The sequence below is a fragment of the Streptomyces achromogenes subsp. achromogenes genome (assembly GCF_000720835.1).
Classification (GTDB): Bacteria; Actinomycetota; Actinomycetes; order Streptomycetales; family Streptomycetaceae; genus Streptomyces; species Streptomyces achromogenes.
Window position 1 is genome coordinate 213,253 of sequence record NZ_JODT01000004.1, and the last position, 12,437, is coordinate 225,689.

The window sequence follows — 12,437 nt, forward strand, 5'->3', positions numbered from 1 at the left end:
GTGACCCCGGTGATGCTCTCATGGACGTGTCAATGGCGCTGCGGATCCCCGCGGCGCCTTTTCCGTATCGGTGTTCCCAGGGGAGGGCAGCAGTGCTGAAGAGGATGTTCGTGGCACCGGACCCAGGGCGGGCGCGGTTGCGTTTCGCCGCGCGGGCCGTCCTCGGCATCGGGCTGGCGGTCGTGGTCTGCGGACTGGCCGGACACTCCCTCCCCGGAGCGGTCACCGGGGGACTCGCCGCGCTGCTCGCGCTGTTCACCGTCGCCGACCCGACCGTGCGCGGGCAGGCGGTCACCACCGCCCTGCTGCCCGTCGTGGGCGTCCCGGTGCTCGCCGCCGCGGCCGGACTGCACGACCACCCCGTGGCCCGGGACCTGACCTTCCTGACCGTCACCGGCGCCGGCGTCTACGCCCGGCGGTGGGGCCCGCGCGGGCACAGCGTCGGTGTGTTCGCCTTCATGACCTTCTTCGTGGCCCAGTTCCTGCACGCCACCCCGCCCCAGCTGCCCGAGCTGTACGCCGCCGTGCTGCTCTCCGTGCTCGCTGCGGCCGGCGTCCGGTTCGGACTGTGGTGCTACGAGCGCCGGCTCGCCCCGGCCGCCGCCCCGCCCGCCCCGCTCGGCGGCACCGGCCTCGCCCGGATCACCACCCGGCAGGCCGTCCAGGCGACCGCCGGGGCCGGCTTCGCGCTGGTGGTGGGGCAGCTGGTGTCGGGCCAGCGCTGGTACTGGGCCGTCGGCGCCACGTGGTGGATCTTCGTCAACACCGCCTCGCGCGGCGAGACCCTGGTGCGCGGCTTCCGCCGGGTCCTCGGCACGGTGCTCGGCATCGGCCTGGGCCTCCTCGTCGCCGTCCCCGTGCACGGCGCGCCCGTCCCGACGGCCGTCCTCGTCGCCGTCTGCGTCTTCGGCATCTTCTACACCGCCGCCGTCTCCTACACCTGGATGATGCTCTGGGTGACCCTGCTCGCCACCTCCCTGTACGGACTGCTCGGCGTCCTCAGCCCCGGACTGCTCGCGCTGCGGCTCGCCGAGACCGGGGTCGGCGCGCTCGGTGCCGCGCTCGCCGTCCTCCTCGTGCTCCCGGTCACCACGCACGCCACCACCGACGCCTGGATCCAGCGGGCCCTGCGCTGCGTGCACGCCTGCACCGCCGAGGCCGCCGCCCGGCTGGCCGGCTCCGCCACGGCCGACCCCGCCCCGCGCGTCGCCGAACTGGAGCAGCTGCTCGGCCGGGTGAGGCTGTCGGTGGCGCCGCTGGTGCACCCGCTGAACCCGATGCCGGCCCGCAAGGCGCGGGCCCGCCGGGTCCTGGCGCTGCTCGACGACTGCGCCCGCGAGGTCCGCGGCCTGGTCGCGGTCGCCGCCGACCCCGAGGCCTCCCACGATGCCCGCCTCGCCGCCGCCTGCTGGCGGGTCGAGACGGCCGTCGAGGCCCTCACCGCGGGCCGCGCCGAACCCCTCCCGCACCCCGCCGAACCGCCCGCCGAACCCGCCCTCGTCCATCTGCACGGCCTGGAGCGCGCCCTCGCCGACCTCGCGGAGCCGCTGCGCACACCGTCCCGGTCCCGGCTGGTCGGCGCCTGACCGCCCCGGCACGGCGCGAACCGCCCCGCCCCCGGCCCTTGGTCTAGACCGCGCCGCGGGGACTGCTACCGTCGGCCCCGGACTGGCTCGACGGGCTCGACCGAGAGGGGACAGCGGTGGCACGGGACGGCAGGGCGGGCAGGCGCCGGGCGTTCATCGGATCGTTCACGGCGGCGGGCGGCCCCGGACTGGTGACCGCCGAGGTCGCGCCGGGGGGCGGGGCCCTCACCCTGCTGTCGGCCGTCAAGGACGTCCCCGACCCCTCCTACCTCGCCCTCGCCCCGGACGGGAACACCCTCTACGCGGTCAGCGAGACCGCCGAGGGAGCCGTGGCCGCCTACCGTGTCGCCGGAGACCGGCCGGAACCCGCCGGCGCGCCGGTACCGGTGGGCGGCAGCGGCCCCACCCACCTCGGCCTGTACGCCGGGCACGTGCTGACCGCCAACTACGGCTGCGGCAGCGTCACCGCCGTACCCCTGCGCCCGGACGGCTCGCTCGCCGGCGCGCCCTCCGGACGGCTCCAGCACACCGGCTCCGGGCCGCACGACCGACGGCAGCGCGGCCCGCACGCCCATCAGGCGCAGCCCGACCCCAGCGGCCGGTGGGCCGTCAGCGTCGACCTCGGGACGGACTCGGTGCGGGTGTGCACCCTGGTGGACGGCAGCCCCGCCGTGCACCGCGAGTTCGCCCTGCGCCCCGGCTCCGGCCCCCGCCACCTCGCCTTCCACCCGGACGGCGGCCACGCCTACGTGGTCAACGAACTGACGCCCACGGTCACGGTGTGCCGCTGGGACGCCGAGGGCGGCACGCTGAGGCCCCTGACCGAGGTCCCCGTGCTGCGCGAAGCGCCGGCCGGCGACGCCTACCCGTCGGGGATCGTCGTCTCGCCCGACGGCCGCTTCGTGTGGACCGCGACCCGCGGCGAGGACGTCCTGTCGGTCCTCGCCGTCGAGGCGGACGGGCTCCGGCTGACCGGCACGGTGCCCTGCGGCGGGCACTGGCCGCGCGCGCTGGCCGAACACGCCGGCTTCCTCTACGCGGCCAACGAGCGCTCCGGCGACGTCTCCTGGTTCGCCGTGGACCCGACGACGGGCATCCCCCGTTACGACGGCTCGGTACGGGTCGCCGCGGCCTCCTGCGTCGTCTTCGGCTGAGGGTCGTCTTCGGCGGGGGTCGTCTTCAGCTGAGGACGGGAGCGGACGGGGGACGGGAGCCGACCGGGGCTGGAGCCGACCTGGACGGCAGCCGGCCGAGGCGCGGTGCCGACCGGGGCGGGTGGCGACCGGGGCAGACCGTGGGGCGGCAGCGGGTCGAGGGCGGGGCGGACCGGGGACGGCGGCGGACCGGGGGCGGTAGTAGACCGCCGGGAGGCGTTGCGGCGCCTGGGTGCGGGAGCCGACTGGGCGGGACCGCGGGGCGGCAGCGGGTTGGGGACGGCGTTGGGCCGGGGGCGGTAGTGGATCGCCGGGAGGCGTTGCGGTGCCCGGGTGCGGGAGCCGACTGGGCGGGACCGCGGGGCGGCAGCGGGTCGGGGACGGCGTAGGGCCGGGGGCGGCAGTGGGCCGCCGGGAGGCGTTGCGCTGCCCGGGGTACGGCGACGGGCCCGCTCCGGGAAGGAGCGGGCCCCGTGTCGTACGCGAGCCCTGAGCCCTGGGTGGTGCCGGTGGCCGGCGGATCAGCAGACGGGGACGCCCTGCGGCTGCTGCGGGGCGATGCCCAGCGCCGTCGTGTACTTGGCGAGCGCGAGCTTGCCGACCGCCGGGTACGCGCCCAGGGCCTCCGCCGTCGAGCAGCCCGCCTCCTCGGCCGCCGCGGCGAGCAGCCCGGGCTCGATCTCCGGGCCGATCAGGTACGGCGCCAGGGCCAGCTGCTGCGAACCCGCGGAACGCAGCTGCTCGGCCACGGAGGCGATGGAGCCCTCCTCGTCCAGGGCCGCCGCCATCACCGGCACGGCCAGGCGCGCGGCGAGCAGCATGCCGGTGATCCCGGCCGCCTGCACGGCCTCCTCGCCGCCCACGGCCGCCAGGATGATGCCGTCGGCGGCGGTGGCCACGGTGAACAGCCGGGCGCGGTCGGCACGGGCCAGACCCGCCTCGGACAGCCGCACGTGCAGCGCCTCGGCGAGCAGCGGGTGCGGGCCGAGGACGTCGGTCAGCTCGGCGGCGACCCGGCTGTCCATCACGGACTGCCGGATGCGCCGCAGCAGCGCGCTGTCCGGACCGGCCAGCAGCGGAACGACGACGGCGACCGGCCCCTCGGGCTCCGTGACCCCCTCGATCCCGGCGGCGACCGCCTGCTCGTACCGCGCGGTGCGCTCCTCGGCGGTGCGCGCCAGCACGGAGCGGAGCGTGGGGAACTCGGTGTCGTCCCCGTCCAGGTACCCGATCCGGGCGTCCAGGCCGGGCAGTTCGGAGCGGGCGATGCTCACGACCTCCTCGGCGAGGCCGCGCGTGCCGGCGCTGGGCGCGCCGGGCACCGCGAGGACGAGCGCGGGCGCGCCCTCGGGAGCCACCAGCGGCTCCGGACGGCGGTGCCGTCCGGGCTGGCGGGGTCGCGGCATTCGTACGGGCAGGCCGGACGCGGGTCCAGTGGGGGAGCTCATGGCGCCGCATGTTACTGGTTTCGTGGGCTCCTCCGTTCGGGGAGGGTGCAGGTGAGCGGTATCCGTCCGGTTTTGTCTGATGAGTTACGCGCGGATACCACCCGGACCGGGCACATGCCGGACGCATGACCCGGCACCGGGACGCAACCGCCCGAAACGGGACCCTCAGCTTTTTCGGTCGCGCACCACGCACAGCAGCGCCGGTTCACCCGGCAGGGCGAGCCGGTCCGTCGCCAGATCCGTCGCGATCCGCACCGCGCCGTGCAGCGGATCCCCCTCGGCCGGCACCTGCCGCGTGTGCGGCAGCCGGCGCGCCAGTTCCTCGCGCAGCGGTCCGAGGAGTGGCTCGCCCAGCTTGAACAGGCCGCCGGTCAGCGCCACTTCGGGGGCGCCGTCGGACGGGCACACGGCGGCGGCGGACTCGGCCATGTGCCGGGCCGCCGCGCGCAGGACGCCGGCGGCGACCGGGTCGTGCGCGGCACACGCGGCCACCTCGGGCGCGAAGGAGGCCAGTACGGCGGCCCGGTCGGCCCGGGGGTACAGCATGCCGGGCAGGCCGCGTACCGGGCCGAACCGCTCCTCGGCGCGGGCCAGCAGCGGCGCGGAACCGCCGTCGCGGCCGTCGTGGGCGCGCAGCGCGGCCTCCAGGCCGGCCCGCCCGATCCAGGCGCCGCCCCCGCAGTCGCCCAGCAGATGCCCCCAGCCGTCGGCCCGCCGCCAGCCCGTCAGATCGGTGCCGACGGCGATCAGTCCGGTGCCCGCGGCCAGGACGGCACCCGGACGCGGCCCGAGGGCGCCGACGTACGCGGTGACGGCGTCCGCGGCCAGCGCCACGGCACGCACGCCCAGTTCCCGGGCGAGGGCGCCGGGCAGTTCGGCGCGCAGGGCGTCGCCCAGGCTGGCGAACCCGGCGGCCCCGACGACAGCCGTGGGCAAGGCGCCGAGCCCCGCCTCGGCGGCCAGGGAGCGGGCCACCGGGACGAGTTGGGCCATCAGGTGGCCGGGGTCGATGCCCCGGTCACCGGTGCGGACCGGCTCCCGGGTCTCGCCCCGCGCCGAGGGCTCCCGCCCGGGCACACCGACGGCGACCCGGAGGCCGGAACCGCCGGAGTCCACGGCGAGATACCCCGGGGCCGTCACGGCAGACGCCAGTCCACCGGTTGTCCGCCCTGCTGCATCAGCAGGTCGTTGGCCCGGCTGAACGGGCGGGAGCCGAAGAAGCCGCGGTCGGCCGACATCGGCGAGGGGTGCGCGGACTCCACCGCGGGCAGAGTGCCGAGCAGCGGACGCAGATTGCGGGCGTCGCGGCCCCACAGGATGGACACCAACGGCTTGCCGCGTGCCGCCAGGGCCCGGATCGCCTGCTCGGTGACCTCCTCCCAGCCCTTGCCGCGGTGCGCCCCCGGACTGCGCGGCGCGGTGGTCAGCGCCCTGTTGAGCAGCAGGACGCCCTGCTGGGTCCACGGGGTGAGATCCCCGGTGGACGGCTGCGGCAGCCCGAGGTCGCTGTGCAGCTCGCGGAAGATGTTGATCAGGCTGGGCGGCAGCGGGCGTACCTCCGGCGCGACGGAGAACGACAGCCCCACCGCGTGCCCGGGGGTGGGGTACGGGTCCTGACCGACGATCAGGACACGCACCTCGTCGAAGGGCTGCTGGAAGGCCCGCAGGACGTTCGGTCCGGCCGGGAGGTACGTGCGTCCCGCGGCGATCTCCGCGCGCAGGAAGTCGCCCATGTCGGCGATCCGTCCGGCGACGGGTTCGAGGGCCTTCGCCCAGCCCGGTTCGACGATTTCATGCAACGGTCGTGGTGCCACGGGCGTCACCCTACTGCCGTACACCCGTCGCCGATCAACCGACGGCCGGAGCACGACCGGGCCCGGCCACCCGCACCGGCCCGCCGGACCGTCCCGTTTGACCGGTCGCCTCCGGGACGCCGTTGTCCGGATAGCCGTCTGTCCGGGTGGTCGTCGGATATCGGTCGGTGTGCACCCCACCACTGACAATCCCCCCACCACGGGCGTCCGCGCAGGTCACCACCCATGTCGTCGGACAGTGGCGAAGATCGGCCGGTTCCGTTCCGGCATGCGCCTGCGCAAGAGGGGTGTCTCGTGCGACCGTCGGGGTGACGGCTCGTCGTGAGCAACGGAGCGATCCCTCCCGTACGGGAGGGCGGTCCGGCCGGTCGGTGCGCTCGTGAGGAGGATGCCCTTGAAGGCGTTCCGTGGTCCGAAGGTGTGGCTGTGGCGCTGGCGGCGGAACCCGCTCAGACGCCGGGCCGACGTGGTGGAGGCCTGGGTGGTGCTCGGCGCCTTCCTGCTGACCGTCCTGGCCGGAGTGCTGGCGGGCCTCGCGGCGGCCGGCGCGGTGGAGCACGGGCTCGCCCGCGAACGGACCCTGCGGCGGCCCACCGTGGCCCGGGTGGTCACCCCGGCCCCGGAGAAGTCCGCCGCGCGGGAGGACCGCGCCTCGGCGGGTGAGCGGGGCTGGACCGAGGTCCGCTGGACGGCGGCCGACGGCTCCGCCCACACCGGCCGGATCCGGGCGGGCTCCGGCAGCGGGCCCGGCACGCCGGTCACCGTCTGGACCGACCCGCGGGGCCGGCTCGTCGAGCGCCCCACCACCGCCTCCGAGGCCGCCTTACGGGCCACCCTGATCGGCCTCCTGGTCGGCGTGAGCGCCGCCGCCGTGCCCTGCGTCGCGGGCCTGGCCGTACGGGGCCGCCTGGAGCGCCGCCGCATGCGGGCGTGGGACACGGAATGGGCCCGCCTCGGCCCGCAGTGGGGGCGCATGGTCTGACCCCGCCGGTCCCCGGTCCTCGTAAGCCGCGTACTTGCTTCGCCCGACGGTCCGGGGTCCTCCCACCGGCCCGCTGCTCGCCACACCCGCGTACGCGCCACGGCGCCGACCGGCCTCCGGAGCCGGTTGACGCGGTCAACTCCCGCCGGGCAGGGCGCGCTCCAGGATGGCGTCGAGGCCGGTCCCGGCGGGCAGGGTGCCGAACGCGTGCCCCCAGTCGCCGCCCAGCCGGGACGCGCAGAAGGCGTCCGCGACCGGGTGCGGGGCGTGCCGTACCAGCAGGGAGGCCTGGAGCGCGAGCGCCATCCGCTCGACCAGCCGGCGGGCGCCCACCTGATCGGTTCCGGCCAACTCGTCCCTGAGCGCGGCCGCGGTCGCGTCGAGACGGGCGTCGGCCCCGCGCGCCAGGGCGAGTTCGGCGAACAGGGCCTCGGCGGTGTCCGGTTCCCGGCCGAGGGCGCGCAGCACGTCGAGCGCGTTGACGTTCCCGGAGCCCTCCCAGATCGACAGCAGCGGGGCCTCCCGGTAGTGCCGGGGCATGCCGGAATCCTCGACGTACCCGTTGCCGCCCAGGCACTCCAGGGCCTCGGCGGTGAAGGCCGGGCCCCGCTTGGTGACCCAGTACTTGCCGACGGCGGTGGCGATGCGCCGGAAGGCCCGCTCCCCGGCGTCCCCGCGCACCGCGCGGTCGGCCGCGCCCGCGAGGCGCAGCGTGAGCGTCGTCGCGGCCTCCGACTCCAGCGCGAGATCGGCGAGGACGTTGCGCATCAGCGGCTGGTCGATCAGCCGGGCGCCGAACGCGCCGCGGTGCCGGGCGTGGTGGCCCGCCTCGACCAGCGTCTTGCGCATCAGCGTCGCCGAGGCCATCACGCAGTCCAGCCGGGTGCAGTTGACCATCTCGATGATGGTCTTCACCCCTCGGCCCTCCGGCCCCACCAGCCAGGCCACGGTCCGGTCGAACTCCGGCTCGGAGGAGGCGTTGGAGCGGTTGCCCAGCTTGTCCTTCAGCCGTTGGATGCGGAAGGTGTTGCGGCTGCCGTCCGGCAGGACGCGCGGCACCAGGAAGCACGACAGCCCGCCCGGGGCCTGCGCGAGCACCAGGAAGACGTCGCACATCGGCGCCGACGTGAACCACTTGTGCCCGCGCAGCGTGTACACGCCCGGCTCGCCGGTGGGCGTGGCGGTGGTGGTGTTCGTGCGGACGTCGGAGCCGCCCTGCTTCTCCGTCATGCCCATTCCGGCGAGCAGCCCGGGCTTGTCGGCGGGCACGCGCAACTCGGGGTCGTACTCCCGGCTGGTGAGCAGCGGTTCGTACACCTTGGCCAGGTCCGGCTGGGCGCGCAGGGCGGGTACGGCCGCGTACGTCATCGAGGTGGGGCAGCCGTGTCCCGCCTCGGTGTGTCCCCACACCAGGCCGCCCGCGGTCCGGGCCACGTGCGCGCCCGGCCGGTCGTCGGCCCACGGGGCGCCGGCCAGGCCCTCGGCGACCGCGGTCCGCATCAGGTGGTGCCAGGCGGGATGGAAGTCGACCTCGTCGACGCGGTGGCCGTAGCGGTCGTGGGTGCGCAGCACCGGCTCGTACCGGTTCGCCAGTTCGCCCCACTCCTGCGCCTGCGCGCTCCCGGCGCGCGCCCCCAGTCGGCGGAGGTTCTCCTCGGCCCATCCGGCGCCCTCCCGCCGCAGCCCCTCCAGCAGGGCCGGGTCGTCGGAGGCGTCGTACGGGGCGAGCGGCGGGGGCTGGTTGGTGACGTCGTGCGTGCCGGACTGCGGCTGGGGCGGCGACTGCGCGGGAATCGAGACCATACGAGCATGTTGCACTCTGCGTGCGGCCGTAGCAATACTGCAACAAGCCGGCGCACGTACAGTACGGGTCCATGTGCGCGAACGTCCCGGTGGAGCCGGACCGACCGGTGCCGGACCGACCGGTGCCGGACCCGGTGGTGCCGGACCCGGCGGCCCTGCGACCGCTGTCCGCCCGGTCGGTGGTGCTGAGCCTGCTCCTCGGCGTCCACCCGCCGGAACTGCCGGTGCGGGACCTGGTCCGGCTCGTGGAACCGTTCGGGATCGGCGGCTCCACGCTGCGGGCCGCGCTGAGCCGGATGGTGGCCGCCGGGGACCTGCGGCGCACGGACGCCGTGTACCGGCTCAGCGACCGGCTGCTGGAGCGGCAGCGGCGCCAGGACGACGCCGTACGGCCGCGCACGCGCGCGTGGCACGGCGACTGGGAGATGGTGGTGATCACGGCGACCGGACGCGGCCCCGCCGAACGCGCCGAACTGCGCGCCCGGCTGACCGCCCTGCGCCTGGCCGAACTGCGTGAGGGCGTGTGGCTGCGCCCGGCCAACCTCGACCGGCCGCTGCCCGCCGAGGTGCACCGGGTGGCGCTGACGTACACCGCCCGTCCCGACGAGCCCCCGGGCGAGCTGGCCGCCCGGTTGTGGCCGCTGGCCGAGTGGGCGGCCACCGCGCGCTCCCTGCTCGCCCACGCGGCCCGGGCCGACCGCCCGGCCGACCGGTTCACCGCCTACGCGGCGGCCGTCCGCCATCTGCTCGCCGACCCCGTCCTGCCGCCCGTCCTGCTGCCCGCCGACTGGCCGGGGGAGGAACTGCGCACGGCGTACGCCGGTTACCGACGGGACCTCGGGGCGCGCGGGGCGTAGGGGAAGAGCGCGTTCACCGCGCCGACGCCATCGGGGGACCCGGCCGCCCACGGTGACGGGTCTCCACGTCGTGAGGCGGGCGCGGGATCCCTCCTGGCGACCGTCCTCGGACACCGCTGTACGGTCGACGTCGTCGCCGGCCTGAACAGGTCCGGAAGCCGGCCCGGAACTGGCCCGAAAGGGGCCGCGGAGGAAGACAGTTGAGCCCCGAGTCCCCCGAGTCCCCCGAGACCGACACCCCGCCGGGCACCCCGTCCGCCGTCGGCCGGCCTGCCGGGCAACCCGCCGGGCAACCGGCCGGGCGGCCGGCCGGAGGACCGGAACCGCACGGCCGCCGGCCCCGGCTGCTGCGGGACGCGTCGCTGTCCGCCGTGCTGGCGGGCTTCGTCGCCGTCGTCGTCTCCTACTCCGGGACACTGGTCATCGTGCTCGCGGCGGCCTCGGCCGGACACCTCGACCCCGCGCAGACCGCCTCCTGGGTGTGGGCGATCTCCATAGGCAGCGGCCTGACCTGCGTCGGGCTGAGCCTGCGCACCCGGATGCCGGTCATCACCGCCTGGTCGACGCCGGGCGCGGCGCTGCTGGTGACGAGCCTCGGCGCGTACTCCTACGCCGAAGCCGTCGGCGCGTTCCTGATCACCGGTGCCGTCATCACGCTGGTCGGGCTGACCGGGGTGTTCGGGTGGCTGATGCGCCAGGTGCCGCAGGCGGTGGTCTCGGCGATGCTGGCGGGCATCCTGTTCGGCTTCGGCACGCATGTCTTCACCTCGCTGAAGACGGCCCCGTTCATCGCCGGCTCCGTGCTGCTCGCCTACCTCCTGGCCAAGCGGCTGCTGCCCCGGTACGCGGTGCTCGTCGCGCTCGCCGCCGGGGTGGCCGGCAGCGCGGCGACGTCACGGCTGCACGTCAGCCTCCAGGCGATCGAGCCGGCCCGGCCGGTGCTCACCGCCCCGGAGTTCTCCCTCGCCTCGCTCGTCGGTATCGCCGTGCCGCTGATCGTGGCCACCCTGGCCTCGCAGAACGCCCCGGGCATGGCGGTGCTCTCCGCCTCCGGCTACCGGCCCGGGGACCGGCTGCTCATCGGCACCACCGGAGTGGCGTCCACCGTGCTCGCCCCCTTCGGATCGCACGCGGTCAACCTGGCCGCGATCACGGCCGCGATCTGCACCGGGCCGGAAGCGCACCCCGATCCGCGGCGGCGGTATGTGGCGGGTGTCTCCTGCGGCGTCTGCTATCTGCTGATCGGTGCCTTCGGGTCGACGCTGGTGACCTTCTTCGCCGGGCTGCCGGGCGAACTGGTCGCCGCCATCGCCGGTGTGGCCCTGTTCGGCGCGCTCGCCGGGGGTCTCACCGGCGCGGTCAAGGAGGAGAAGGACCGCGAGGCCGCGCTGATCACATTCCTGGCCACCGCCTCCGGCGTCACCCTGTTCGGCATCGGTTCCGCCTTCTGGGGCCTTGTCTTCGGCGTCGCCGCCCACCTCGTCCTGTCCGGACGCCGGCGCGGGCGGACGGCGGGCGCCTGACCCACGGCCGGGCCGCCACCGGCGGCGGCCCGGCCCGCGGGGCTCACTTGTAGGTGATGTCCGAGCTGGAGTACTTGCAGTAGGTGCCGTCCGGGCCCGAGCCGTTGGTGGTCGGTTCGGCGCCGGTGTTGTTGCCGATGTACTTCTGGCAGGGAACGATCTTCTTGCTGGTGTCGCCGACGATGGTGATGTTGCGCAGGGTCGCGCTGTCGCCGTAGTTGGTGTTGATGCCGACGAGCTTGTTGCCCTTGTAGGTCGCCTCGATGCCGCTGAGGGCGATCGTCCGCTTGTACTGCGTCTTGCAGTTGCCGCAGGAGCGGACGAACGTGCCGAAGTTCTTCACCGCGAAGTTCGAGACGTTCAGCGTGCCGGCCCCGTTGAACTGGAACACCTTGTCGCTCGCCTCCTTCGCCCCGCCGCCGCTGACGGTGTAGACGTTGGACGACGAGGAGCCGAGGAAGGTGGCCGCGTCCTCGCCGACGTCCTCCCACCACACGTTCTGCAGCGTGCAGCTGCCCAGGCAGTGGATGCCGTCGGCGGCGGGGGAGCCGATCACGACGTTCTTGAGGACCGCGCCGGGAGCCAGTTCCAGCAGGGGCCCCTGGTCCTCGTCCTGGCCGTCGCTGCCGAGGTCGCCGCTGCCGTACAGCCGCTTCATCCCGTAGTCCTTGGTGCCGGACACCGAGATGGTGGAGGAGACCGCCTGGCTGCCGTTCGGGGTCGGCCAGGTGGCCGCGTCCGCCGGAGTCCCGGAAGTCATGATCATGCCAAGCGTGAGTCCGAGTGTGGCGAGTCCGCCGAGCAGACCGCGCGAGGTCGCTGATGAGGTCATGTCCCGAAGTGCCTTCTTCCGTGGGGTGCTGCTCTGTGGGGGTTATGTACGCGAACCACGTACGCCATGAAGGACCCCTGTGGGGGGTCGCGTGGTCGAAACGGTCGCCTTGCGAGCCGTACGGTCACGCTGATGAACGGACCGTAGGATGCAAGCGCTTTCTAGTCAACGGGTCGCGCAGCGCTTTTCCGGCCCGTGGAGAAGTGGGGTGGGAGCGCTTCCATGGCCTGCGTGTCCATGCCACGATGCCGGGTGTTCCTCTCGCGGAACGCTCACGCAGCACCCTCGTACGACCCGAGGTCAGGACCCCCGTACGACCCGGCACCCGAAGGGACAGGTGACGTGCCCCCCACACCGCGCCAGTCGAGAACCCCCGTACCGCGCCAGTCGAGAGCCCTTGTACCGCGCCCGTCGAGAACCGGTCCGCGCACCGCACTC

The 12,437-nt window shown here is 75.1% G+C and carries 10 protein-coding genes; 5 read left to right on the forward strand and 5 right to left on the reverse strand.

The genetic code is table 11. The features are described from left to right. Positions 1 to 92: 92 nt before the first annotated feature. Together IH25_RS0105945 and IH25_RS0105950 are read left to right on the forward strand one after the other, a co-directional pair. Positions 93 to 1,586 (forward strand): FUSC family protein, encoded by a 1,494-nt coding sequence (locus IH25_RS0105945; protein ID WP_030604118.1) that lies wholly within the window; start codon positions 93 to 95, stop codon positions 1,584 to 1,586. 116 nt (positions 1,587 to 1,702) lie between these two features. Next, positions 1,703 to 2,740, forward strand: a complete 1,038-nt coding sequence (locus IH25_RS0105950) for a lactonase family protein (RefSeq protein ID WP_030604120.1) — start codon at positions 1,703 to 1,705, stop codon at positions 2,738 to 2,740. 521 nt (positions 2,741 to 3,261) lie between these two features. On the opposite strand, the gene IH25_RS0105955 is transcribed toward IH25_RS0105950, so the two are convergent. From IH25_RS0105955 to IH25_RS0105965, 3 genes are all read right to left on the reverse strand, one after another. After that, positions 3,262 to 4,188: a sirohydrochlorin chelatase gene (locus tag IH25_RS0105955; protein ID WP_078844146.1), complete on the reverse strand. Its 927-nt coding sequence runs from the start codon at positions 4,186 to 4,188 to the stop codon at positions 3,262 to 3,264. A gap of 165 nt (positions 4,189 to 4,353) precedes the next feature. Next, entirely contained in the window at positions 4,354 to 5,328 is a 975-nt protein-coding gene (locus tag IH25_RS0105960; protein WP_030604128.1) for an N-acetylglucosamine kinase, read from the reverse strand. After that, positions 5,325 to 6,002 (reverse strand): uracil-DNA glycosylase, encoded by a 678-nt coding sequence (locus IH25_RS0105965; protein WP_030604130.1) that lies wholly within the window; start codon positions 6,000 to 6,002, stop codon positions 5,325 to 5,327. Before IH25_RS0105965 ends, IH25_RS0105960 begins: the two co-directional genes overlap by 4 nt. Before the next feature lie 388 nt (positions 6,003 to 6,390). Between IH25_RS0105965 and IH25_RS0105970 the strand changes: the two genes are divergently transcribed. Then, a complete protein-coding gene (locus tag IH25_RS0105970) occupies positions 6,391 to 6,984 on the forward strand; it encodes an Rv1733c family protein (RefSeq protein ID WP_030604132.1) in 594 nt (197 codons plus the stop codon). A gap of 135 nt (positions 6,985 to 7,119) precedes the next feature. On the opposite strand, the gene IH25_RS0105975 is transcribed toward IH25_RS0105970, so the two are convergent. Further along, positions 7,120 to 8,787 (reverse strand): DNA alkylation response protein, encoded by a 1,668-nt coding sequence (locus IH25_RS0105975; RefSeq protein ID WP_030604136.1) that lies wholly within the window; start codon positions 8,785 to 8,787, stop codon positions 7,120 to 7,122. Between the two features lie 71 nt (positions 8,788 to 8,858). On the opposite strand from IH25_RS0105975, the gene IH25_RS0105980 reads away from it, so the two are divergent. After that, positions 8,859 to 9,644: a PaaX family transcriptional regulator C-terminal domain-containing protein gene (locus IH25_RS0105980; protein ID WP_078844148.1), complete on the forward strand. Its 786-nt coding sequence runs from the start codon at positions 8,859 to 8,861 to the stop codon at positions 9,642 to 9,644. A gap of 200 nt (positions 9,645 to 9,844) precedes the next feature. After that, positions 9,845 to 11,167 carry a benzoate/H(+) symporter BenE family transporter gene (locus IH25_RS0105985; protein WP_051753797.1) on the forward strand — a complete coding sequence of 441 codons (1,323 nt, stop codon included), beginning with the start codon at positions 9,845 to 9,847 and terminating at the stop codon, positions 11,165 to 11,167. 43 nt (positions 11,168 to 11,210) lie between these two features. Here the strand turns inward: IH25_RS0105985 and IH25_RS0105990 are convergent, their stop codons facing one another. Beyond that, positions 11,211 to 11,999 carry a pectate lyase gene (locus tag IH25_RS0105990; RefSeq protein WP_030604144.1) on the reverse strand — a complete coding sequence of 263 codons (789 nt, stop codon included), beginning with the start codon at positions 11,997 to 11,999 and terminating at the stop codon, positions 11,211 to 11,213. Positions 12,000 to 12,437: the final 438 nt, after the last annotated feature.